Source organism: Kitasatospora sp. NPDC032757 (assembly GCF_055579305.1).
Genome location: NZ_JBVINN010000044.1, coordinates 15777 through 38652 on the forward strand (window position 1 = coordinate 15777; position 22876 = coordinate 38652).

At 71.6% G+C, this 22876-nt stretch carries 20 protein-coding genes and 1 pseudogene; 14 read left to right on the forward strand and 7 right to left on the reverse strand.

Going from position 1 to position 22876, the window contains the following annotated elements:
• Positions 1–502: 502 nt before the first annotated feature.
• Complete coding sequence (locus tag ACZ5WK_RS33305; RefSeq protein WP_465553134.1) at positions 503–667, forward strand: hypothetical protein; 165 nt, start codon at positions 503–505, stop codon at positions 665–667.
• A 52-nt stretch (positions 668–719) separates the two neighbouring features.
• The gene (locus ACZ5WK_RS33310; RefSeq protein WP_465553136.1) at positions 720–1955 is read left to right on the forward strand and encodes an SPFH domain-containing protein; all 1236 of its coding nucleotides are present in this window, start codon (positions 720–722) and stop codon (positions 1953–1955) included.
• Positions 1956–2415: 460 nt separating this feature from the next.
• On the opposite strand, the gene ACZ5WK_RS33315 is transcribed toward ACZ5WK_RS33310, so the two are convergent.
• Complete coding sequence (locus tag ACZ5WK_RS33315) at positions 2416–2643, reverse strand: hypothetical protein (RefSeq protein ID WP_209415310.1); 228 nt, start codon at positions 2641–2643, stop codon at positions 2416–2418.
• Positions 2644–3145: 502 nt separating this feature from the next.
• Between ACZ5WK_RS33315 and ACZ5WK_RS33320 the strand changes: the two genes are divergently transcribed.
• The 3 genes from ACZ5WK_RS33320 to ACZ5WK_RS33330 all read left to right on the forward strand — a co-directional run bounded on the left by ACZ5WK_RS33320 (position 3146) and on the right by ACZ5WK_RS33330 (position 5781).
• Positions 3146–3349, forward strand: coding sequence for a cold-shock protein (locus ACZ5WK_RS33320; protein WP_030918248.1), 204 nt, complete (start codon positions 3146–3148; stop codon positions 3347–3349).
• 365 nt (positions 3350–3714) lie between these two features.
• On the forward strand, positions 3715–5241 hold the full coding sequence (locus ACZ5WK_RS33325; RefSeq protein WP_465553139.1) for a DEAD/DEAH box helicase: 1527 nt from the start codon (positions 3715–3717) through the stop codon (positions 5239–5241).
• A 159-nt stretch (positions 5242–5400) separates the two neighbouring features.
• The gene (locus tag ACZ5WK_RS33330; protein ID WP_465553141.1) at positions 5401–5781 is read left to right on the forward strand and encodes a CBS domain-containing protein; all 381 of its coding nucleotides are present in this window, start codon (positions 5401–5403) and stop codon (positions 5779–5781) included.
• Positions 5782–6066: 285 nt separating this feature from the next.
• On the opposite strand, the gene ACZ5WK_RS33335 is transcribed toward ACZ5WK_RS33330, so the two are convergent.
• From ACZ5WK_RS33335 to ACZ5WK_RS33345, 3 genes are all read right to left on the reverse strand, one after another.
• On the reverse strand, positions 6067–6348 hold the full coding sequence (locus tag ACZ5WK_RS33335; protein ID WP_465553229.1) for a helix-turn-helix domain-containing protein: 282 nt from the start codon (positions 6346–6348) through the stop codon (positions 6067–6069).
• Positions 6349–7671: 1323 nt separating this feature from the next.
• Positions 7672–7827 carry a hypothetical protein gene (locus ACZ5WK_RS33340; RefSeq protein ID WP_465553143.1) on the reverse strand — a complete coding sequence of 52 codons (156 nt, stop codon included), beginning with the start codon at positions 7825–7827 and terminating at the stop codon, positions 7672–7674.
• A 133-nt stretch (positions 7828–7960) separates the two neighbouring features.
• Positions 7961–8167 (reverse strand): IS3 family transposase, encoded by a 207-nt coding sequence (locus tag ACZ5WK_RS33345; protein ID WP_465553145.1) that lies wholly within the window; start codon positions 8165–8167, stop codon positions 7961–7963.
• Between the two features lie 229 nt (positions 8168–8396).
• Here ACZ5WK_RS33345 and ACZ5WK_RS33350 point away from each other — a divergent pair, with 229 nt between their 5' ends.
• Positions 8397–8720 (forward strand): hypothetical protein, encoded by a 324-nt coding sequence (locus ACZ5WK_RS33350; protein WP_465553147.1) that lies wholly within the window; start codon positions 8397–8399, stop codon positions 8718–8720.
• A 123-nt stretch (positions 8721–8843) separates the two neighbouring features.
• Here ACZ5WK_RS33350 and ACZ5WK_RS33355 read toward each other — a convergent pair whose 3' ends face one another.
• Positions 8844–9653: a CAP domain-containing protein gene (locus ACZ5WK_RS33355; RefSeq protein ID WP_465553149.1), complete on the reverse strand. Its 810-nt coding sequence runs from the start codon at positions 9651–9653 to the stop codon at positions 8844–8846.
• A 359-nt stretch (positions 9654–10012) separates the two neighbouring features.
• On the opposite strand from ACZ5WK_RS33355, the pseudogene ACZ5WK_RS33360 reads away from it, so the two are divergent.
• Both ACZ5WK_RS33360 and ACZ5WK_RS33365 read left to right on the forward strand, forming a co-directional pair.
• Positions 10013–10093 (forward strand): annotated as a pseudogene (locus tag ACZ5WK_RS33360) (BBE domain-containing protein); the annotation flags it as partial.
• 51 nt (positions 10094–10144) lie between these two features.
• Positions 10145–10969, forward strand: a complete 825-nt coding sequence (locus ACZ5WK_RS33365; protein ID WP_465553151.1) for a glutamate racemase — start codon at positions 10145–10147, stop codon at positions 10967–10969.
• Positions 10970–11188: 219 nt separating this feature from the next.
• On the opposite strand, the gene ACZ5WK_RS33370 is transcribed toward ACZ5WK_RS33365, so the two are convergent.
• The gene (locus tag ACZ5WK_RS33370) at positions 11189–12034 is read right to left on the reverse strand and encodes an alkaline phosphatase family protein (protein WP_465553153.1); all 846 of its coding nucleotides are present in this window, start codon (positions 12032–12034) and stop codon (positions 11189–11191) included.
• Positions 12035–12118: 84 nt separating this feature from the next.
• Entirely contained in the window at positions 12119–14236 is a 2118-nt protein-coding gene (locus ACZ5WK_RS33375) for an alpha-galactosidase (protein ID WP_465553155.1), read from the reverse strand.
• A gap of 171 nt (positions 14237–14407) precedes the next feature.
• Here ACZ5WK_RS33375 and ACZ5WK_RS33380 point away from each other — a divergent pair, with 171 nt between their 5' ends.
• From ACZ5WK_RS33380 to ACZ5WK_RS33405, 6 genes are all read left to right on the forward strand, one after another.
• Entirely contained in the window at positions 14408–15565 is a 1158-nt protein-coding gene (locus ACZ5WK_RS33380; RefSeq protein ID WP_465553157.1) for an ROK family protein, read from the forward strand.
• 182 nt (positions 15566–15747) lie between these two features.
• On the forward strand, positions 15748–17016 hold the full coding sequence (locus ACZ5WK_RS33385) for an ABC transporter substrate-binding protein (protein ID WP_465553159.1): 1269 nt from the start codon (positions 15748–15750) through the stop codon (positions 17014–17016).
• On the forward strand, positions 17016–18002 hold the full coding sequence (locus tag ACZ5WK_RS33390) for a carbohydrate ABC transporter permease (protein ID WP_465553161.1): 987 nt from the start codon (positions 17016–17018) through the stop codon (positions 18000–18002). Before ACZ5WK_RS33385 ends, ACZ5WK_RS33390 begins: the two co-directional genes overlap by 1 nt.
• Before the next feature lie 7 nt (positions 18003–18009).
• Positions 18010–18849: a carbohydrate ABC transporter permease gene (locus ACZ5WK_RS33395; protein WP_465553163.1), complete on the forward strand. Its 840-nt coding sequence runs from the start codon at positions 18010–18012 to the stop codon at positions 18847–18849.
• 182 nt (positions 18850–19031) lie between these two features.
• On the forward strand, positions 19032–21011 hold the full coding sequence (locus ACZ5WK_RS33400) for a glycoside hydrolase family 5 protein (RefSeq protein ID WP_465553165.1): 1980 nt from the start codon (positions 19032–19034) through the stop codon (positions 21009–21011).
• Positions 21012–21048: 37 nt separating this feature from the next.
• Complete coding sequence (locus tag ACZ5WK_RS33405; RefSeq protein WP_465553167.1) at positions 21049–22803, forward strand: glycoside hydrolase family 35 protein; 1755 nt, start codon at positions 21049–21051, stop codon at positions 22801–22803.
• Positions 22804–22876 lie beyond the last annotated feature (73 nt).

Consider the following 22876-nt stretch of genomic DNA (forward strand, 5'->3'; position numbering starts at 1 on the left):
GACTGGACCGCAGGCACACGCCATCGGCGCGCCGGGGCCGCCGGCGTCAGCAGCAGGGCCTGGCGCGGCCGGAGGTCACGCACCGAACGACGGGGGCAGCGTTGTGTAGCGCTCGCCCGCCGCCTTGACGACGGTGTCGACGTCATTCGGGTGGCCCGGAAATCCGCCGATCCGGGCGGTGGGTGGCCCAGCCTCCGAGTCGAGCCCGGTCGGCTCCGGGCCGGGCTCCCGGGTCGGAGATCCGGGCCGGGTGCCCGAGAAACGCCTCCCTGCTGCGGCCGGAGTACCGTGGGAGGGGTCGGGGCGGTCGCGCCGCGCGCGCTGCTCGCAGGCATTTTTCCGAAGGACTCGACCGGGGGCCCGGTGCCTCCAGGAGGGGTGCCGCCCGTGGCCGTTCGTGTTTCGGCCGCCCACTGCGCCGTCGTGTCGCACGGCACGGGGTGTCATGTACGCGGCCGATGAGTCCGGGCAGAGCCCGGTCGGAGCCGTCGGGAGGGTGACGGTGCCGATCCCGACGGACGGGCCGGGCGAGGTGCTGGTCGGCCTGCGCGGCGGGTCGGAGGTGTTCGCGGCTTGGTCCGCCGGGCCGATCGCGGTCAACACCCGGGTGGTCGTGACCGACACGATCTCCGCCCGGTCGGTGCTCGTCGAGCCGTTGCCGCCCTGAGTCCGGCGGCCCCGCGGCCCTCGTCGAGCTGTTGCAGGTCAGGTGGTTCGTCATGTTGTTCTGGCACGTGCCCGCGCCCAACGAGGCCATGCTCATCTCCGGTTCCAAGCGGCAGTCGCAGGACACCCAGTTCCGGATCGTCACGGGCCACGGGAGCTTTGTCGTTCCCGTCAAGCAGAAGGCCCGCATGCTGTCCCTGGCCCTGCAGGAGGCGGAGATCGCCGAGGACTGCGTCACCCAGCAGGGCATCCGGCTCACCGTCCGCGCGGTCTGTGTCTTCAAGGTCGGCGACGACGCCGTGTCGATCGCCAACGCGGCCCGGCGCTTCCTGTCCGAGCAGAACCAGATGCAGGAACTGGTCGGACGGATATTCGCAGGCCACCTGCGCTCCATCATCGGTGGGCTGACCGTGGAGCAGATCATCAGGGAACGCAGCCGGGTCGCCCAGGAAGTCATGGCGGGCAGTCACGGCGAGATGGAGAAGCTCGGCATCGTGGTGGACGCCCTGCAGATCCAGGAGATCGAGGACGCCACCGGCTACATCAACAACCTCGCCGCCCCGCACGCGGCGGCGGTGGCCAGTCAGGCCCGGATCGCCCAGGCCAAGGCCGACCAGGAGGCGAGCGAACGGGAGCAGCAGGCCGCCGCGCTCAAGGCCGAGTACGAGCGGGACACCGCGATCAAGCGGGCCGGCTTCCTCGCGGAGACCGAGCAGTCCAGGGCGCGCGCCGCCCAGGCCGGGCCGCTCGCCGAGGCACGGGCCACCCAGGAGGTCACCGAGGAACAGACCGCCCTCGCGCAGCGCAATGCGGCGCTCACGGCGCAGCGGCTGGAGGCGGAGGTACGGCGCCCCGCCGACGCCGAGGCCTACCGGAAGCGGACGCTGGCCGAGGCGGACCGCGACCGGGTGAAGTTCGAGGCCGACGCCGGCGCCTACACCGAACGGACCCTGGCCCAGGCCCAGGCGGACGCCAACGCCGCCCGCGCGGCGTCACTGCGGGACGGCAACCAGGAGCTGATCGCGGCCAACCGGATCGTGGAGGCCCTCCCAGCACTCGCCGACGCGGCGGCCCGGGGTATGGCGGGCGCCGATCTGACCGTCCTGAACGGCACCGATGGGGTGAACCAGATCGCGGCCGGCATCGCCAGCCAGGGGCTGGCCATCCTACGGTCCCTCCAGCACTCCGCGGCGCCCACAGCGACTTCGACGGCTTCGACGACCGGCGCACCGGTCGCAGACCCGAACGTCAACGGCCGCCCCACGCCCCGCCTCCCCGACCGGAGCTGACCCGGACACTCCGCCGAGAGAGTCGTCGAGGACAGCTCGCAGTGAGCCGGCCAGGCTGGGCACGGTCAGCGCGGCCGCCCCGATGCCCGCCCCGATGACGGTCTGTTCGTCGATGCGGTGAGGAGGTCCACGATGAGGCGCCCGAGCATGCGTGTGGATATAGGCCGGGCGACGCCGGGCGTCCGGCCTTCGCGCGGCGGGCAGAACGGGGGCGCCACCGAGCGGTGGCGCCCCCGTTCGCCTGCGGTCGGGACACAGACCGAAGCAGTGACGGTGGGTCCGGGCGGAAGCCGGCTGCGTCGTCCATGATGATGCCGGCCTGGTGGACCTGCGGGACGATCACCCCGGCCTGCGCGGGGGCGGACAAGAGGAGCGCGGCGCCGAGCTGCTGCTGCGCGCGGCGGTGTCTCCGCGCCATGCGTGGCGCGGCGCGCTCGGCCGAGAACGCGTGATTCCTGGGTCAGAGTTTGAACATGGCGGCGTAGGGCTGGGTGATGCGTTCCCGCCGCGATCCGAAGTCGACGAGTACCGCGATGTCGCTGTCGCCTTCCACGCCGATGGCCCGGCCGAGGCCGTACTGGTCATGAGTGACGCGGTCGCCGACGGCGAAGTGCTTGCGCGGTGCTTCGATCCGGGCCTTGAAGGGGCTGGTGGGCAGGACGCGGCGGACTGCTGCAGATTTCGTCATTCCCTGCAGTATGCACCGGAAATTGCGGGGGCGGGTCCTTCCGGCGCATTCCATTTCGGGGTTCGACAGGAATGCCGCGTGCGCTGTCCAACGGGCCCCCGGATGGCGCCGGCGGGCGTGGCGCCTCGCTGTTCGCGGTCAGGGCAGGCGCTCCGCGCCCGCGTCGGCCGCCCTTCCCTCCCTGGCGTCGGCGGCGCCGACAGGGCGGGAGGCATGTTCAACGAGGCTGCTCTCCATGTGTGTTGATGGTCCCGGTGCCTCGCGATCGGCGGCCCCGGGGAAGGGGCCTCGCGGAACCGGGAGTGAAATATCCGCCCGTGGCAGGCTGGGGCCTGCTAGAGTCGTTTTAGTTGCAGTAGTGGTTCCCATGAACTTTGTGTGCGCCTGCTGATGTTTCGCAGGCGCCTTTTTGTTTCCCGGCTTCCCCGGGTGGGTGCTCATCGCGGCGACTCGAAACGCGCGCTGTGCGGGTTTCGGACAGCCCCTTGAAGGAGATTTCTTTATGGCTAATGGCACTGTGAAGTGGTTCAACGCGGAAAAGGGCTTCGGCTTCATCGAGCAGGAGGGTGGCGGTCCTGACGTGTTCGCCCACTACTCGAACATCAACGCCAACGGCTTCCGCGAGCTGCTCGAGGGCCAGAAGGTCGAGTTCGACGTCACGCAGGGCCAGAAGGGCCCGCAGGCCGAGAACATTCGTCCGCTGTAGTTTCTGCCACGGCACCCGCCTGGTAGCGAGGGGCCCGCACCGCGTACATGATGCCCGGTGCGGGCCCCTCGGCATTGCTCCACCACGCATTCCCCGGCCGTTCAGGCCCCCTGGCTCCGCCACCGGCGGCCATCCCCACGCGAGACGCCCAGCGCCGCGTCCGGATCGGCGCCCTGCCGTGACATCCCACGGTTCGAGGATCTTCGCTCCCGCCCTCCGCGGTGAGCGTCGACCTGAGGTGACGTGCCGCACGGTTTCACCGTCCACGCCCCGCTCTTCACGCTTCGGCCCGTTCCTTGCGGCTTCCTGCCGGCGCCTCGCGCTGCGGAGCCTCCTTGCGACGCGCCGTCCCAGGAAGGTTTCACATGAACCGCTCCAGTCGCTCCTCGTACCAGAACGCCAACTCCCGCTCCTCGGCGTCCTCCCGCTCCGGCGGCAGCCCCTTCTACGGTGATCGGCCCGCCGGGAGCCGGATCTCCCGTCAGGGCTCGTCCGTTCAGGGCGAGTTCGCGATGCCGGTGAGCACCACCCCGGCTCTGCCGGCCGTCGAGGCGTTCGACGAGCTGGACATGCCGAAGGCGCTGCTGTCGGTGCTGACCCGGCAGGGCGTCACCGCGCCGTTCCCGATCCAGGCCGCGACGCTGCCGAACTCGCTGGCCGGCCGTGACGTCCTCGGACGTGGCCGTACCGGCTCCGGCAAGACCATCGCGTTCGGTCTCGCCGTGCTGGCCAGGACCGCCGGGCAGAAGGCCGAGCCGCGCCGGCCGCTGGCCCTGGTGCTGGTTCCCACCCGTGAGCTCGCACAGCAGGTCACCGATGCCCTCACCCCGTTCGCCCACGCGGTTCGGCTGCGGATGGCGACGGTGGTGGGCGGGGTGTCGATCGGCCGCCAGGCGCAGGCGCTGAACCGGGGTGCGGAGGTCGTGGTGGCCACCCCCGGCCGTCTCAAGGACCTGATCCAGCGGGGCGACTGCCAGCTGGACGGGGTCGGCATCACGGTGCTCGACGAGGCCGACCAGATGGCCGACATGGGCTTCCTGCCGCAGGTCACCGAACTCCTCGCCCAGGTCGCCGAGGGCTGCCAGACGATGCTGTTCTCCGCGACCCTGGACCGCAACGTCGACCGCCTGGTGCGGCGCTTCCTGAAGGATCCGGTCACGCACTCGGTCGACCCGTCGGCGGGCGCGGTCAGCACCATGGAGCACCACGTGCTGCACGTGCAGAACTTCGACAAGAACGCCACGATCGCCCACATCGCCTCCCGTGACGGCGGGGTGATCATGTTCATCGACACCAAGCACGGCGCGGACCGCCTGGTGGAGGACCTCCTCGCGAACGGGGTGAAGGCCGCGGCCCTGCACGGCGGCAAGTCCCAGCCGCAGCGCACCCGCACCCTGGAGCAGTTCCGCAACGGCCAGGTCACCGCGCTGATCGCGACCAACGTCGCCGCACGCGGCATCCACGTCGACGGGCTCGACCTGGTCGTCAACCTGGACCCGCCGGGCGACCACAAGGACTACCTGCACCGCGGCGGGCGCACCGCCCGCGCGGGGGAGTCCGGCACCGTCGTCACGCTGGTGCTGCCCAACCAGCGCCGCGAGATGGCCCGCATGATGACCACGGCCGCCATCACCCCCGTCACCACCCGGGTCAGCGCCGGCGACGAGGAACTGGCCCGCATCACCGGCGCCCGCGTGCCCACCGGCATCCCCACCGTGATCGCGGCCCCCGTCGTCGAACGCCCCCGCCGCAGCGCGTCCACGAGCCGCGGCCGCCGCAGCCGCCCCGCCTACGCGGGAGCCGACGCCCGCGCAACCGCCACGGGCCGCGACAACCAGGGCTCCTCCGGCCGCCGGCGCCGGGCACCCCGCCGCGTCGCCCTCGCCGCCTAGCGCGTACGTGGGGGACCGGACTGCCGCCGCAGTCCCGGGCCCCACCGCGCACCAAGCGCAGAGCAGTCTCGGCCCGATCCGGCGCACCAGCCGGCCGTTCCACCGCCAGTGCCCTGACTACCGCCGGTCCCGGCGGTGGATACGCGAAGGAGTCTGCCCATGACCATCACCCTCGAACGCCCCGCGACCACCGCCACGGTCGGCGACCTCATGAATTGCCCGGAGCTGCAGATCAGCGACGACGTCATGGTCGACATGGCGATGGACATCCTGCAGAGCTCCGGTGCCGACCACCTCCTGGTCCGCGACGACGACGGCCGCTGCGCGGGGCTGCTGACCCGCCTGCACCTGGCGCCGTTCCAGACCCGCTCCCCGTCCACCGAGCGCACCCCGGTGCGCGACATCGTCCTCGACCGGGCCCCGTTCGCCACCGCCGACATGCCCGCCGCCACTGCGGCCGCCGCCATGCGTTCCCGCGGCCTGGCCGTGTGGCCGGTGGTGGACCACGACGGCCACGCCATCGGCCTGCTCAGCTTCTAGGCCCGGCGCGTCGGCGCCGACGCGCCGGCCATCGCGGTATCCGCCCCCAGCGCGCTTCGCCCCTACCAGCGGATGCGCCGGGCCGGTGCGGCCTCAGGCGCACCTGGAATCCCCCTGCGCGGAAGCGGTCTGCGTGGTCCGCGCCGTGAAGCAGGGTGTCGGGCGGCCGGGCCGGTGGAGAACGGTCGGCCGGCGAACCGGAACCGAGGGGCTCGTGTCCCGGGCGGCCTGCGGTGAGCACCTGCTGCTCACCGCGGGCCGGTTTCGTCGGCCTGGATGGCTGGGTCAGGTGTCGGCGGCGGGTTCCTGGCCGTGTTGGGAGCGGCGGAGCTGCTCGTTGATGCGCAGGGCTTCCTCGAGTTGGTCTTCGAGGATGATGATGCGGCAGGCGGCGTCGATGGCGGTGCCCTGGTCGACGAGGTCGCGGGCGCGCATCGCGATCCGAAGCTGATAGCGGGAGTAGCGGCGGTGGCCGCCATCGGAGCGCAGGGGGGTGATGAGGCCCTGCTCGCCGAGCGAGCGCAGGAAGCCGGGGGTGGTGCCGGTCATCTCGGCGGCGCGGCCCATGGTGTAGGCGGGGTAGTCGTCATCGTCGAACGAGCTGACGGCGTCGGGGGTGTGGGGTCGGATGGTTGCCGTGGTCACTGCACCTCTTCTTGTTGTTGTGTCCGGGGACGCGCTGAGGGGCCCCGGGGCCGTTGCGGCTCCCGGGGCCCCGAAGGGTTTTACACCATCTGCCGGCCTGTGGCCGACTTCCTCATGTCCGCCTCGCCCCCGGGGGAGGGGGCGTGCGGGGATCGCGTATGCGTGACCGGAAACCACCGTCCTTGCCTTGGGGTCTTCGGAATCCGCCCGGGTGATGCCTCACGGGCCGGGCGATCCTGATGGCGCTCTGTCCCCTCCGTTCATCTTCTGTACTGACCGATTACTGCGAACTGCGGGTACTTCCAACTGCCGGGTACTGCGAACTGCTCGGAACTGCGGTGCTGCTGGTACTGCGAACTGCGTGGTAGTGCCAACTACCCGGTGCTGCTGTGGCGGTCCTGGTGGTCCGCCGGTTCCGGCAGCCAGCCCCGTCGCCCGTCCTGCTCAACCGCTCGGCTTGGAACCCCACTGCCGGACTCCCAGCACGCGCGCCCTCAGTCTTGGGCGCCTTCACTGGGATACCGCGTACTGCGACTGCCGGTACTGCGCAACTCAACTTCACCTGCTGGTAATGCACTTACCGAACTGCGGTACCGCTCGGTGGTGGCCCCTGATACCTGCGGGCCGCCCGGCCCGGTCGCTAGTCCCGTCGCCGTCCTGCACCTGCTGTGGCTCCGGAACTCCGCTACCGCGCCGTCTTTGCGTCACCTTCTTCACGCCCACCTGCCCGGCGCGTCTTTTGAACTGCGGTACTGCTGGGCGGCGGCCCCTGATACCTGCGGGCCGCCCGGCCCGGCCACCGGTCCTGTCGCCTTACTGCATCATCCGTGGCTTCAGGGCCCTGCAACCGCGCCGACCTGCGAACTTCTTTCCTGCTGCCCGCCAGTTCGTGTCTGGCGGGTACCGCTCGACCTCGTCTACGAGAGAAACACTAACCACGGTGTGCGGCAATGTCTACTCCGGCGGACATAGATTTTGCGATGTCGGTCGGGGAGATAGTCTTCGCCCCGGACAGGGCGGGGCGGCCCGTCGCCGCAGCCGCGCCAGGACGGAGGACGCCGCGCCCGGCGGCCAGGACGACGAGTGAGCGGGAGGCGAGCGGTGGAAGGGCCGCAGGTAGTGGGGCGGATGCGCACCCCCGAGCCCCATACCCAGGCGTCGCTGGCGGTGGCCATCGCCGAAGCTGTCCGCGACCGGTACGAGCGGGTCCTGTGAAGTTACCCCCTGATCTTGGACAGCGGGTTTCTACGCTGTGGGGGTGAAGTCGTGCTGCAGTCTGGCCCTGGTTTCGAGCGGGGTGACGTACCCGAGCTCGGGATGCCTGCGGAGCCTGATGCGGGTGTACTCGACTTCGATGAAACGGAAGACGTCGGCGCCAGCCTCGGCCCGGGTGGTCCACACGCTCGTGCCGATCTCGGCCTTGAGCAGGGCGAACCAACTCTCCGCTGCGGCGTTATCCCGGGCCTCGGCGCGGTGAAGTCCCGGCCGATGAGATCCGCGGCGAACACCGCCCGCGTCGCCTGGCGGGGTAGCCTCACCGTCGGCGCCGGGTGATCCCGCCGTTCACGCGCATCAGCCGCTCAACCCGCGTGCGATTGACCACGCGCCCGGCCCGGACGAGGGCCGCATGGATCCGGGGAGCGCCGTAGGCGCCGCGCGACCCCGCGTGCAGCACCCGGATCTCCCACACCAGCGCCTCCTCGGCCCGGTCGCGCCGTCGGCGGGCGGGCCGTGCGGCCACGTGAGCGTAGTAGGCGGACCGGGAGATGCCCCAGCGTGCGGCAGAGGAAGGCCACGCTGTACCCGCCCGGGTTCGTCTCGCCGGCCTTCTCCACGTCGATGAACGCGTAGCGCGCGGCTACCGGGTCCTGCGATTCGCGAAGAAGACGGTCGCTTTTCCCAGGACCTCCACGGTCTGCTCCAGCTCGCGGACCTGGCGGCGCAGTCGCGCCAGTTCCTCGCGCTCGGCCGTGGTCAGCGCACCGGCCGGCCCCTGTCCCCGGTCGGTCTTCTACCGGGACGGCAAGATCACCCGCCGTACCGGCGGCACCATGGGCAAGGACAAGCCGGTCGACCTCGCCCCGTACGACTGGAACGTCCTGCCCGACCTCCTGAAGGCGGCCGGTGACCTCCTCAACGTCCCTGACCCGACAAGCCGTTACCTGATCATCGGCCCCGACATGTTCGACGGGTCCCCGTCCATCCGGGTCTACCTCTCGGGCGACCACGGCCACTCCGGCTACTTCTGGGCCGACCCGAAGGGCAAGATCGGCCGCACCTACCCGGCCGACTGACCCCCCTGGCCAGGCGGGCCGCCGGTACCAGCCGCCCCGGGTTCTCGGTGGCCGTGCTGACCTGTCAGGTTCATCGTGCACCGTGGACGTCGCCCTCACCCCGGCCGGCCCGTCCCGGCGGCTTCAGCCAGCGAATTCGTGCACGCCCCACCAGCCGGTGGAGTCGTGGAAGAGGCCGACGCCGATCTCCTTGTACTTGGGGTTGATCTGTGCCGCGTGGTGCCCGGGCGACTCGGTCCACATCTTCTGGAACTGCTCGGCGGCCTGTTGCCCGGTCAGGGAGGCGCCGCTCCACATCACGATGCACTCCCCGGTCAGCGTCCGGCTGCCGGTGAGGCTGGGACCGGCACCCGAGGCGTTCGCCGAGTGGGCGAAACCGGTCTCGCGCATGTGCTGGGCCCACTTCACCGCGAAGTCCGTCAGGTCGGCCTTGACGACCAGGGCCGGGACGCCGTTGCGGGCGCGTTCCTCGTTGATCAGCCGCAGCGAGAGCGCCTCGGCGCTGCCGGCCGAGTAGTCCGACGCCGAGGTGTCGGGGCTCGGTACGGTCCTGGGCGGCGCCGTGGTGTCGGGTCGCGCTGTGCCGGCGGTCGGCGCCTTGGTGACGGGGCTCGGTGCGGCGCCGGCCGGCGGCTTGCCCGGGGCCTTCGCCGCGGTGGGGCTCGAAGGAGCCTTGGTGGCCGGCACGGTCGACGCGCCGGCGGTCGCCGTGCTCGCAGCCGGGGACGGGGTGGCCGAGGCCGTGGCGCCGGCCTGCTCGGGTGCCGAAGGCGACGCGACCGCCGCCGAGGAGACGGCTGCGGACGGCGAGTTGCCGGCGCCCGTCGCCGTTGCTGCCACGACACCGGCCCTGCCTGCGGCCGTCTCGTCGGCCTCCGGACCGCATGCGCTCAGCGCGGCTGCTATCACCCCGACGGTCACGACAACCGCCATTCCCTGCTTGCGACGTATGGATTGCATGAGCGGAGACGGACTTCCCTGGTTTCGCCCGGCGGCTGGGAGCGGCACCGCGGTTGTTGACACCGCACCTGCTGTCCCGCCGGTCGGCGCCTCGTGCGCCGACACCAGAGGAGACCGGTGGCCTCGGTGGCGATAACACTTAGTCGGATCGCTTCAGAATGAGCCAAGCCGGAGGCCGTGCGCTTGGCGATCTTGGTCGGCGAGGTGTCGGGGCGCCTGCTGATCTTGTTCCGGACGACCTGTGGGGGCGGGTGGCTCCGCTGCCGCCACCTCATGGTGCATGCCCCTGAGCCGGGCAGAAGCGTCGGCCTTCTGATGACGAGCAGAACCACGCGCGCCTGCAGAAGGCCAAGAAGGCCTGGGACGACCAGAACGCGTTCCACCACGCGCAGTCGATCACGCTGCCGACCTGACGGTCCTGGCCGCCACCTGTGCGGCGAGACCCGACTGGTACGTTGGCCCCCATGACGGTGGCGTTGATCGATTCGGGATTCGGCCTTCTCCATACGGCCGGCTGGCTTCGGCATCTTGCCCCGGACCTCGATCTGCTCCTGCTTCTGGATCCCGAGGGCGCCCCCTGGGGACCCAAATCCGCCTCCTTCGTCACGGACCGTCTGCTCACCGCCGCGGATCTGGCCACGGAGCGCGGCGCGGAGGCCATCGTGGTGCCCTGCAATACCGCCACCGTCACCGCGATCGACGCCCTGCGCGAGAGGTTCGAGCCCCGCATTCCCGTGATCGGGACCGTCCCCGCCGTGAAGCCGGCCGCGGCGACCGGTCGGAACCTCGCCGTATGGGCGACCGTTCGGACCACCGCGAGTGACTACCAGGAACGGCTGATCGCAGACTTCGCGAACGGCGTGCCAGTCGCACGGGTCGCGTGCCCCGGCCTGGCCGAAGCGATCGACCACGGTGACGTGGCCGCCGCAGCGGAGGCGATCGCCGACGCAGCCGAGCGAACCCCCCGGAACTGCGACGCCGTGGTGCTGGGATGCACGCACTACCCCTTGGTGGCTCCGGAGATTCTGCAGCGCCTGCCCGCCGGAACCATCCTGTACGACAGCGCGGAAGCAGTCGCCCGCCAAGTACTGCGACGACTGGACCGCACGAGGGAAGGGCGTAGCGTCCTGGGCTCCATCGACGTGGTACTCAGCGGTCGCCCCGGCCGCCTTCCGGCAGCCGCGCACGCCTATCCGGTGGGCCGTGCCCTGGCCGCCGCAGCGGGAGTACCTCGCGAAGCTCTCCTCTCCGCCACCACCCGAGCCTCGGTGTCTGCCCTGGTCGTCTGAGCGGACCCCCCGGTCCCTGTCCGCTGCACGCCTGTCTGCGCGAGCTCTCGGGTATGCGCGCATCTGTGCGGGTGGACTCGGGCCGATGCTGACCCTTGCCGGCCAGGGCTGATGAGACGTCAGGTGTGATCGGCGTCGGGGGAGGCTGTTCACGCAGCAGCCGCTCCGAGGATCCGGGCGAGGTCGGGAGGCCGCCGGGTTCGGCCCGCCTCGGTCGGGTCAGCGGGCGGCGAGAGCGGTTCCGTCCAGGGTCCAGTGGGGGTCGGCCGGGATGCCGAGGGCGGCGTAGGCGTGGGCGGCGACATCGGCGTGGCGGAGGCCTTCCGGCCGGCTGAGCGGGGTGATGCCGGGCCCGCAGGCGGCTATCCAGGCGGTGCGCTCCTGCTCGCTCCGGCCGCCGTGGCCGCCTTCCTCGCGGTGGCCGTGATCGGTCACCGCGATGACGGTCCACTCCTCGGAGTCGGCGTCGGGACGGCCCCGTACGGCGGCGAGGAGCTCTCCGAGCCGCCGGTCGGCGGCCTCGATGGCGCGCCGGTACTCGGTGCCGCAGCCGAGGAAGTGGGCGGTCTCGTCGACGGCGCCGAGGTAGACGAAGGACGCGGCGAGGTCCTCGCCGGAGCCGAGAATCCTGACGGCCTCGGCGGTCACGCTCTCGTCGCACTCCTCCCAGGCCTCCGGGGTGTCCTCACGCGGGGCGATGTAGGCGAGCCTGCTCGGCGCGGCGAAGACCGGACCGCCCTGTCGGGCCAGGAACAGGGGTTCCCAGCCGCCGACGGCGAAGGTCCGCAGCCCGCGCTCGGCGGCCAGCCGGGTGGTGAAGTCGGGGAAGACGTCGAGGCGGTGCCCGGAGAAGTTGTTGCCCCAGACGCCGTGCTTGGCCACGCCGACACCGGTGACGATCGTGGTCCAGCAGGGGCCCGACATGGTCGGCGTGTCGTCGTCGATGTGGACGGGCGCGAGGAAGCCGGCGTTCGCGAGGTCGTCGAGGTGGGGGGTGTCCAGCAGCGCCAGCAGGTCGAGGCGCACGCCGTCGATGCCGACGACCAGGACGCGGGGGGTGGCCAAGGTGCTCGAGTCCTTCCGGGGAGGGGGTCGGAGAAGGGGCTGGGGGGAGGTCCGGTCGGAGAAGGTAGTGAGGGAGGGCGGGGTTCAGCCAGTGCGGCGCAGCCGGATCAGGCGGCTGGCGTGGTCGCCGGCGGGCAGGCGCAGGTCGATGCCGCGGTCCACCAGCAGCGCGCCGCGGTGGATCAGCCCGGTGTCGAGGTCGAGGTAGTCGGCGCCGGTGTCGAGGGCGGGCAGACGCAGCGGGGCGGCCGGGTGCCCGAAGCGGGTCTGCGGGCGCCAGGCGAGGACGGTGTGTTCGGTGCCGTCCGTTGCGGCGTAGTGCACGGCCGTCACTCCGCCGGGGCCGGTCAGGCGGTGCTGGCGGCCGTGCTGGACCAGGGGGCGGATCTCCTTGTAGACGGTCACGAGGTCGGCGGCCTCGTCGAGCTCCGCGTCGGTCCAACCGGTCAGGTCGCCGCCGAGGCCGAGTGAGCCGGCCATGGCGACGTGGAAGCGGAACCGCAGGGGGGTGGTGCGCCCGGTGGCGACGTTGGGGCTGTCGGTCACCCACGCGGCCATCGCCTGGGCGGGGAAGAGCTGGCTGAAGCCGTGCTGGATGCCGATCCGGTCGACGGGGTCGGTGTTGTCGGAGGTCCAGGCCTGGTCGGTGTGGGCGAGGACGCCGAGGTCGACCCGGCCGCCGCCGCCCGCGCAGGCCTCGATGCGCAGACCGGGGCGGTCGGCGCGGAGGCGGTCCATGATCCGGTACACGGCGCGGGTGTGGTCGATCCACAGCCGGTCGGGGTCCGGGTGGCCGGGCCATCCGGCTTCGGTGACGACCCGGTTGGCGTCCCACTTGAGCCAGTCGACGTCGTGGTCGCGCACCAGCCGGTCCAGGGTCCGGTGGGCCCAGGCCTCGACCTCGGGGCGGGCGAGGTTCAGCATGAGCTGGTTGCGCAGCTCGGTGGCGTCCCGGGTGGGCGCGTGGACGACCCAGTCGGGGTGGGCCCGGTAGAGGTCGCTGTCGCGGTTGACCATCTCCGGCTCCACCCACAGCCCGAAGGCCATGCCCAGGCGGTGCACCTCGTCGGCCAGCGGGCGCAGCCCGTCGGGGAACGCCTCGGGCCGGGGCGTCCAGTCGCCGAGGCCGCTCCGGTCGCTGGTGCGGCCGCCGAACCATCCGTCGTCGAGGACGAAGAGCTCGGCGCCTACTCGTGCGGCCAGCCGGGCCAGGCGCAGCTGGCCGGGCTGGCCGACGTCGAAGCCGGTGGCCTCCCACGAGTTGTAGACGACGGGCCGGTCGCGGTCGGGGGCGGGCAGGACGTGGTCGCGGACGTGCGTGTGCCAGGCGCGGCTGGCGGCGCCGAAGCCGCCGGCGGAGTAGAGGCCGGCGAAGACGGGGGTGTGCAGGCTCTCGCCGGGCTGCAGGGTCCAGGTGAGCCCCTCGTGGCCGAAGCCTCCGGTCCAGGTGGTCCGGCCGACCGGGTCGCGGTGCACGGTGACGCGCCAGCTTCCGCTCCAGGCCAGGGCGGTGCTCCAGACCTCGCCGCGGTCCTCGTCGGCGGTGCCGTCGTCGAGGGCGAGCCAGGGGCCGGCGTGGTGGCTGGTGAGGCCGCGGCGGCTGGTGAGCACGGTCTCGGCGACGGGGAGCCGGTCACGGTGCAGCTGGAACTCACTGTTCCAGCCGCCCACCAGGTGGCTGAGCCGGTAGTCGGGCAGGGCCGGCACCGTCCAGGCGGCCGAGTCCAGCCGGTCGACGGCGATCGGGCCGGAGCCGTCGGCCCCGGTGTGGGTGAGCTCCACCCAGCGCTCGACGACGTCACTGCCGGGGCGGACGCGGTAGCACAGTGCGGCGGCCAGCGGGTAGCGGCGGTCGGCCAGGAGCAGGCGCAGTTCCCCGTCCCGGACGGTGTGCCCGGCGAAGGACCACTGGGCGCCGCGGGTGCCGTCGGCGAACCGCACCTGGAGGCCGGCCGGGCCGAACCGTGCACCGGTCTGCGGGGCCAGTTCGTCCGGCGCCGGGTCCGCCTCGAAGCTGCTCTCGGCGGGTGAGGCGGCTGCGGGCAGGCCGTCCAGGGCGTCGGTGTCGATCACCGCCCCCCAGTGGAGGTGGCGGGGGCTGCCGTCGGCGCCGATGCGGAGCGCGTACGAGCTGTTCGGGGTGCGGATGACGGCGAGACCGCGGGCGGCGTCGAAGGATACGGGCGGGTGTGTGGCGAGCACGGACGGTCCCAGGGGTGCGGAGCGGAGCACGGGCAGGAAGGAGGCCAGGAGCGGGCGCCGGCCTCGGAGTTGAGGAATCTCGGACAGGCACGGAGGTGGGGCGAGCGTAGGAGCGGGGCAGGCCAAAATCAATACTGGACGAAGTTATTTATTTGCCGGTACGTTGCACCCGTGTTTCCGAACCAGTCGCAGCCGTTGGTCACCGCACCAGCCGAAACCACGATCCTCGCCATGCTGTTGGCCGAGAGCCCGCTCAGCAGGGTCGAGCTGGCCCGCCGGACGGGTCTGTCCTCGACAGCCGTCACCAAGGCGGCCAGGCCTCTGATCGAGGACGGCTACCTCCACGAACTGCCCCCGGAACGGACCGCTCCGGGGGCCGGGCGCCCGGTCAACCCGCTGGCGGTCACCCCGGACCGCGAGTTCTTCCTCGGCGTGAAGATCAGCGCCGACATGCTCTACGGTTCGGTCTGCGACCTGCGGGCCCAGGTCCGGGCGACCGCCGGCCACCGGCTGGGCGACCGCCGGCCGGAGGCCGTGTGCGCGCTGCTCACCGAGATGGTCGCCGAGCTCCTCGACGGCGACCCCGCGTTCCGTGGCCGTACCCGGCATCTCGGAATCGCGGTCTCCGGGGACGTGGACCGCCCCCGGGGCCGGGTGCGGTACTCGGTCCTGCCCGACTGGCGCGACATCCCGCTCGCCGAGACGGTGGCCCGGTCGACCGGGCTGAGCGTGACGGTGGAGAACGACGTCAAGGCCCTGACCGTCGCCGAGTACTGGTTCGGGGAGGGTATCGGGACCGACTACTTCGCGCTGGTCACCATCGGCGCCGGCATCGGCTCCGGACTGGTCGTCAACGGCCGGCTGGTGACCGGGGCCTACGGTGTGGCCGGCGAGATCGGGCACATCTGCGTCGATCCGTCGGGCCCGCGCTGTCACTGCGGGGCGGTCGGCTGCGTCGAGGCCATCGCGTCGAGCGACGCGATCCGGGACGCCGTCCGGCGCGACACGGGCCGCCCCGACCTCGACTTCGACGGCGTCGTGGACCTCGCCCGCAGCGGAGACCCCGCCGCAGGTGCGGCGTTCGCCCGGGCAGGCCGCGCGATCGGTGTCGGCATCGCCACCCTGGTGAACCTGGTGGGCCCGGAGCGCGTCGTCGTCAGCGGGGAGGGGCTCGACACCTACGACCTCTTCGGAGTCCACATCAAGGACGCCTACACCAGCCACTGCTTCAAGGCGGCGGCGAAATGCCCGCTGACCCTGCGCCCGCTGCCCTGGGAGGAGTGGGCCCGCGGCGCCGCCATCGTGGGCATCCAGGCGCTGTTCCCGTAACGACTGCCCGGAGCCGCTTTTCCGGGCCGGCTTCCCGCAACCCCCGCGACGCCGACACCGACACCGACGCCACCACCACAGACCGGCCTGACCAGTGTCCTCGACTGCCTGCAAGCACTGATACCGGACACCGGCCAGACCCGAACACACCCATCTCCCACCCCCACCCACGAGGATGCGACATGAGCGCACACAGAGCAGAGCTTAGCCGAAGGGGATTCCTGGGCGGCTCGCTGCTGTTCACCGCCGGCGTAGCGGTCGGCTGCAGCACCAGCCCGACCGGCGGGGACTCCGGCGCGAAGACCACCTTGAACGTCTGGTCCCACGCCTACGGCGAGGCCGGCACCCAGCAGGCCCTCACCCGCTACGCCGCCGCCTTCACCAAGGCCCACCCGGGCATCGCGGTCAAGGTCACCTGGGTGCCCGGCGACTACACCAGCAAGCTCAACGCGACCCTGCTGACCGACGCCGCCCCCGACGTCTTCGAGATCGGCGAGCTCAGTGCCGCGATGGCCCGGCGCGGCCAGATCGCCGCACTGGACGACCTGTACGGAAGCGCCAAGGCCGACTTCAACCCGGGCGACCTCGACTACGTGACGATCGACGGCAAGCTTCACGGCATCAAGATGATCGACGACGTGATGATGCTCTACTACCGCAAGAGCGCCCTGGCCAAGGCCGGGATCACCCCGCCGGACAGCTTCGACGCGCTGGTCGCCGCCGCCAAGGCCCTCACCACCAAGAACACCAAGGGCCTGTTCCTCGGCAACGACGGCATCGGCGACAGCGCCGTCCTCGCCGTGTTCTCCAACGGCGGCGACCTGGTGACCGACGGCAGGGTGGCGTACGCCTCCCCGCAGGCGGTCGAGGCGGTCGCCGGACTCAAGCGCCTGCACGACGACCAGTCCCTGCTGCTCGGCTTCACCACCGACTGGTGGGACCCGTCCGCGTTCACCCAGGACGTCGTCCCCATGCAGTGGTGCGGCCTGTGGGCGATGCCCGCGATCAGCACGGCGCTCGGCGACGACTTCGGGGTGCTGCCCTGGCCCGCCTTCAAGCCGGGTGGCACCCCGGCGGTGCGGGTGGGCGGCTGGACCAGCTGCGTCAACGCCAAGGGCAAGAACGTGGACGCGGCCAAGAAGTTCGTCCAGTGGCTCTGGGTCGAGCAGACCGAGCTGCAGAAGGACTGGTCGGAGAGCTACGGCTTCCACATCCCGCCCCGGAAGTCGGTGACCGCGGGCGCCGACAAGCTCACCCGCGGGACCGCCAAGGAGACCGTCGAGCTCGCCGCCAAGTACGGCCGGTCCACCCCGAACACCTGGGAGACCGCGGTCAGCACGCCGCTGAACGCCGCTGCCACCAAGATCGCCGCCGGGCAGGGCGACCCCGCGCAGCTCCTGGCGGACGCGGCCGGGCAGGCCCAGACCGCCGTGGACAAGCAGCGTCCGTGATGAACAGTCCCTCGGACACCACCGTGCGCTCCGAGCGTGCCGGACGCCCGCCAGCCCGGCCACGGAGCCCCGCCCCGACCCGCCGGCGCGGCGCCGACCGCCGGGCCTGGGGAGCGTTCGCCCTGCTCACCGCACCGATGCTGCTCGGCCTCGGGATCTTCAAGTACGTCGCGATCGGCTGGAGCTTCCTGCTCAGCCTCAGCGACGCCCGCGGCACCATCGCCCTCGGCCACTGGGTCGGCCTGGACAACTACCGGGAACTGCTCTCCGACGCCGGGTTCCGGACCTCGCTGGTGCAGATCCTGCTGTTCACCGTCGCCATCGTCCCGGTCACCTTCGCCGCCTCGCTCGGCCTCGCCCTGCTGGTCCACCGCGTCCGGCGCGGCCGGGCCCTGGTGCGGACCGCGTTCCTGATCCCCGCCGCCGTCTCCTACGTCGCGGCCTCGCTGCTGTGGAAGATGTGCCTGTTCAACGGACTGCCGGCGGGCATCGCCAACACGATCGGCGGCTGGTTCGGGATGTCCGCGGTCCCGTGGCTGCAGACCACCTCGCCCCCGCTGTACTGGATCGTCCTGGTGACCGTCCGGCTGTGGCTCCAGGTCGGCTTCTACATGGTGCTCTTCCTGGCCGGCCTGCAGGCGATCCCGCAGGAGATCAACGAGGCCGCCGCGCTGGACGGTGCGACCGGATGGCGGCGGCTGCGCCGGATCACCCTGCCGATGCTGCGCAACACCTCCGTCGCCGTGCTGATGCTGCAGTTCATCGCCGCCTTCCAGGCCTTCGACGAGTTCTACAACCTGTTCAACAGCGGCCTCTCCGGGACGGGCACCGCCCCCGTACAGACTCCGCTGGTCTACCTCTACAACACCGCGATGAGTGCTCAGAACTACGGCCTCGGATCGGCCGGGGCGTTCGTCCTCACCGCGCTGATCGTCGGCGTGACCCTGATCCAGGGGCGCGTCACCGGATTCGGGAAGGGAGAGTGAGCCTGCCGTGACGACGCCACTCGGCAGCAGTCTGCGCCAGGTCGTGCGCGCCGCGCTGGTGGGCCTGCTGACGCTGGTCTTCCTGGCCCCGTTCTACCTGATGCTGCGCAACGCGCTCATGGACTCCCGGGGCCTCACCTCCCCGCACTGGACGTGGTGGCCCACCACCATGCACTGGGAGAACTTCACCGCGCTCTTCGACGACCCCACCCTCCACATGGGCCAGGCGCTCGGGAACTCCCTGCTGATCGCCTCGATCACCGCCCCGGTCTCCACGCTCCTCGCCTCCGCCGCCGGATACGCCCTCGCGCGGATCCCGGTGCCCGGCCGCGGCGTGCTGCTGGCCCTGGTGGTGGCCACGCTGATGATCCCCGGCTCGGTGACCTTCGTGCCGACCTTCGTCGTGGTCGGCTCGATGGGCGGGGTCAACACCCTGTGGGGCGTCATCGCACCCGGGCTGTTCAACCCGTTCGCGGTACTGCTGTTCCGCAACTTCTACCTGCAGTTCCCCGCCGAGATCGAGGAGGCCGGACGGCTGGACGGGCTCGGCTGGCTCGGCATCTACCGCAGGATCGCGCTCCCGTCCTCGGGCGCCATGCTCGCCTCCCTCGGCGCGCTGGCCTTCATCGACAGCTGGAACTCCTTCCTGTGGCCCCTGGTCATCGGCCAGGACCCGTCCGCCTGGACCGCTCAGATCGCGCTGTCGACGTTCCTCACTTCGCAGACCATCAACCTGCCCGGCCTGTTCGCCGGTGCCGTCGTGACCATCGCACCGCTGGTGGCCATGTTCCTCGTCGCCCAGCGCCACATCGTCGAAGGCATCGCCACCAGCGGCCTCAAGGGCTGACCGCACCCGCCCGGACCATCCTGCCCAGACCATCCCTGCCGAGGCCGTCCCCGCCCAGACCGCACCCCGCCCCGACCGCACCCGCCCAGGCCGCACCCGGACGCCGGAGAGCCACCACAGACCGGCCCTCCCCACCCCGCTCGACCCGCACCCTTCACCCCACCCCAATGGAGGGACCACCCATGAGATCCGACAGCCCGGCGCTCACGGCCCGAGGATTCGTCACCCGCCTCGTTCCCGTCGTGCTCGCCACGGCCGGGCTCCTGACCGGGGGGAGCCCCGGCACCGTCGCGGCGCCCCTTGCGGCCACCGCCGCCACGGTCGCCGCACCCACCCCGATGACGGGCGCTCAGCTCGCCGCGTCCTGGACCGGCCCGCTCAGCACCCGGGGCCGGTACATCGTGGACGCGAACGGCGACCGCTTCAAGCTGAAGGCCGGCAACTGGGCCGGTGCCCAGGGCACCTGGGAGGGCAGCGGGGACGTCAACGACCCGGCCGACAACCAGGCGCGGCAGGTGTCGCACAACATCCCGCTCGGCCTGGACCGGGCGCCGATGGCGAAGCTCCTCGCTGACTTCCACGCGCTGGGCCTCAACAGCATCCGCCTTCCGTACGCGAACGCCCTGATCCACGACACCACCGTCGTGCCCGACTCCGCCGTCGCGGCCAACCCGCAGCTCAAGGGCAAGACCCCGCTGCAGGTGTTCGACGCGGTGGTCGCGGCGCTCACCGCCGACGGCTTCGCCGTCATCCTGAACAACCACACCACCAGCTACCGCTTCTGCTGCGGCCTGGACGGCAACGAGCGCTGGAACAGCGGTCAGTCGACCCAGCAGTGGCAGGACGACTGGCTGTTCCTCGTCAAGCGCTACCAGGGCAACAAGCGGGTCGTCGGCGCCGACCTGCGCAACGAGGTCCGCCGCGACACCTGGAACGACCCGAACTGGGGCTGGGGCAACGACCACGACGAGTACGCCGCCTTCGAGGACGCCGGGAACAAGATCCTCCAAGCCGACCCCGACATGCTCATCGTCATGGAGGGCATCAACTGGTACGGCATCCCGGCCGACCCCGGAGCGCTGTTCCCCCACGGCCGGCCGATGCTGACCCCGGTCCGCAACCTGTCCAACACGCTGATCGCCTCGGACAAGCTGGTCTACTCGGCCCACTTCTACGGCTACACGGGCCCGAATTACACCGGTGCGGCCAGCGGTGCCGGCCACACCAACGACTGGCCGTACGAGAGGTTCCCGCTCGACCAGCTCAAGCAACTCGTCAACGACGAGGCGCTGTTCGTCACGGAAGCCGGCCAGCACTTCACCGCGCCCGTGTGGATCAGCGAGTTCGGCGCGGCCGGACGCGACGAGAGCGACCCGCTGGAGCCGGCCTGGTGGAAAAACTTCACCGACATCATGGTGGCCCACGACACCGACTTCGCGGTCTGGCCGCTGGTCGGCTGGACCGGAGCCGACGGCAGACCGCAGGACAGCTGGGCCCTGAACTCCTACGACTCCACCGGCAGGCGGCTGGGCCTGGAGGACCCGGGCGACTGGCGCGCCGCCGACTGGAACAAGCTGGTCACCGCCCCCGGCAAGACCGGCCAGGTCGCCCAGGTCAACCACTGGAACATGCTCGACCTCGACTTCGGCGACCAGAACGTCTCACGCCGTATGCTCGCCCAGCCCGACTGGTCCAACGGCAACCGCAAGGGCAACTGCCCCGACACCGAGCGCCTGATCGGCCTCGGCCGCAGCGACAGCCGCGGCCTGTGCACCGACGCCGGCCAACCCGCTGGGGGAACCGGCGCCTGGGTCACCGTCACCGACGAACGCTACGTCACCCACGGTGACTGGGCCGGGGGCTACAACAAGCTCCAGTGCCCCGACAACACCTTCGCCGTCGGCTACGGCGTCAACGGCAACGCGATGGCCGCCCTGCTGTGCGCGCCCTCCGCCACGCCGCTGCCGACCACCGGCCATGACAACTGGTTCGACAAGGGCGACAACCGGCCCACCTCCGGCGGCGCCACCGCCAACGACTGGGCACCCGGCTACTACAAGGGCCAGTGCGCCGACAACGAGTACGTCGCCGGCGTCGCCTACACCTGGGCCTGGAGGCAGGGCGGCGTCCCCGACGCCCTGCTCTGCCGCCCGCTGAGCTGACCCGACCACCGCCTCTCCAGCAAGGAGCACCACAGCCATGCCACGAATGGAGATCGCCGAAGACGGCTTCCGTCTCGACGACCGACCGCTGCGCATCATCTCCGGCGGACTGCACTACTTCCGCGTCCACCCGGAGCAGTGGGCCGATCGGCTCCGCAAGGCACGGCTGATGGGGCTCAACACGGTCGAGACCTACGTCCCGTGGAACCTCCACGCGCCCCACCCGGGTGAGTTCCGGCTGGACGCAGGTCTCGACCTGCCCCGCTTCCTCGACCTCGCGGCCGCCGAGGGCCTGCACGTCCTGCTCCGCCCCGGCCCGTACATCTGCGCCGAGTGGGAGGGCGGGGGCCTGCCCGCCTGGCTGCTCGCCGACGAGAACATCGAACTGCGCAGCCGCGACCCGCGCTACCTGAAGGCCGTCGACGACTACCTCGCCGCCCTCCTGCCGCCCGTCCTCCGCCACCTCTCCACCCGCGGCGGCCCGATCCTCGCCGTCCAGCTGGAGAACGAGTACGGCGCGTACGGCGACGACTCCGGCTACCTGGAGGACCTGGCGGCGCTCTTGCACCGGCACGGCGTCGACGTGCCGCTGTTCACCTGCGACCAGCCCACCGACCTGGCGCGCGGCGGCCTCGACGGGGTCCTGCGCACCGTCAACCTCGGCAGCAGGGTGGACGCCGGGCTCGCCGAACTGCGCACGCGGCAGCCCTCCGGTCCGCTGATGTGCAGCGAGTTCTGGATCGGCTGGTTCGACCGCTGGGGCGGCACCCATGTCACCCGCAGCGCCGCCGATGCGGCGGCGGACCTCGACCGGCTGCTCGCGGCCGGGGCCTCCGTCAACATCTACATGTTCCACGGCGGCACCAACTTCGGCTTCACCAACGGCGCCAACGACAAGGGCACCTACCGCCCCACCGTCACCTCCTACGACTACGACGCACCGCTGGACGAGGCCGGTGACCCCACCCCCAAGTACGCCGCCTTCCGCGAGGTCATCGCCAGGTACGGGCCGGTCCCCGAGGAGCCGGTACCGGACCCGGCCCCCAAGCTCGCCCCGGCCGTCGCCGAACTCACCGCCTCCGCCGGCCTCCTGGACCAGCGCGAGCGGCTCGGCAGCGCGGTGCACGCCGACCGGCCGCAGACCATGGAACAGCTCGGCCAGTCCTTCGGCTTCGTCCTGTACGAGACGCCGCTCCCGGCGGCCGGACCGGCCACCCTGCGCATCGCCGGGGTACGGGACCGCGCCCAGGTCTTCGTCGACGGCCAGCCGGTCGGCGTCCTGGAACGCGAGAACCACGAGCACACCCTGTCCTTCCACGTCCCCCGGCGCGGCGCGCAGCTGGCCGTCCTGGTGGAGAACCAGGGCCGGGTCAACTACGGGCAGGGCGTGCACGACCGCAAGGGGCTGCTCGGCGAGGTCACCGTCAACGGGCGGGCCCCGGAGGGCTGGGACAGCCGGCCGCTGCCGCTCGACGAGCTGGGCGGACTGTCCTTCGTCGCGTTCGAGCCCGCCGCGCCCCCGGTCGGCCCCGCCTTCCACCGCGGACACCTGGACATCGACCGGCCGGCCGACGGCTTCGTCTCCCTGGACGGCTGGACCAAGGGCCACGTCTGGATCAACGGCTTCGCACTCGGCCGGTACTGGTCCCGGGGCCCGCAGAGCACGCTCCACGTCCCCGCACCGGTCCTGAAGGCCGGCCGGAACGAGATCACCGTGCTCGAACTGCACGGCTCCACCACGCGCACGGTCGAACTGCGCGGCACGCCCGACCTGGGCCCGACCGAGGACTGACGCCGGCATCAGCGGTCTCCGCACCAGGATCACCGTTCTCCGCAGAACCGGAGAGGAACTCTGCTGGCGGCCC

Coding starts and splice junctions, on each gene's coding strand:
- ACZ5WK_RS33335 (WP_465553229.1), bottom strand. CDS start 6,348: ATGGGCCGCGCCGCCGAGATGACCGGCACCACCCCCGGCTTCCTGCGC.
- ACZ5WK_RS33325 (WP_465553139.1), top strand. CDS start 3,715: ATGAACCGCTCCAGTCGCTCCTCGTACCAGAACGCCAACTCCCGCTCC.
- ACZ5WK_RS33405 (WP_465553167.1), top strand. CDS start 21,049: ATGCCACGAATGGAGATCGCCGAAGACGGCTTCCGTCTCGACGACCGA.
- ACZ5WK_RS33310 (WP_465553136.1), top strand. CDS start 720: ATGTTGTTCTGGCACGTGCCCGCGCCCAACGAGGCCATGCTCATCTCC.
- ACZ5WK_RS33330 (WP_465553141.1), top strand. CDS start 5,401: ATGACCATCACCCTCGAACGCCCCGCGACCACCGCCACGGTCGGCGAC.
- ACZ5WK_RS33390 (WP_465553161.1), top strand. CDS start 17,016: ATGAACAGTCCCTCGGACACCACCGTGCGCTCCGAGCGTGCCGGACGC.
- ACZ5WK_RS33385 (WP_465553159.1), top strand. CDS start 15,748: ATGAGCGCACACAGAGCAGAGCTTAGCCGAAGGGGATTCCTGGGCGGC.
- ACZ5WK_RS33315 (WP_209415310.1), bottom strand. CDS start 2,643: ATGACGAAATCTGCAGCAGTCCGCCGCGTCCTGCCCACCAGCCCCTTC.
- ACZ5WK_RS33400 (WP_465553165.1), top strand. CDS start 19,032: ATGAGATCCGACAGCCCGGCGCTCACGGCCCGAGGATTCGTCACCCGC.
- ACZ5WK_RS33355 (WP_465553149.1), bottom strand. CDS start 9,653: ATGGCGGTTGTCGTGACCGTCGGGGTGATAGCAGCCGCGCTGAGCGCA.
- ACZ5WK_RS33365 (WP_465553151.1), top strand. CDS start 10,145: ATGACGGTGGCGTTGATCGATTCGGGATTCGGCCTTCTCCATACGGCC.
- ACZ5WK_RS33320 (WP_030918248.1), top strand. CDS start 3,146: ATGGCTAATGGCACTGTGAAGTGGTTCAACGCGGAAAAGGGCTTCGGC.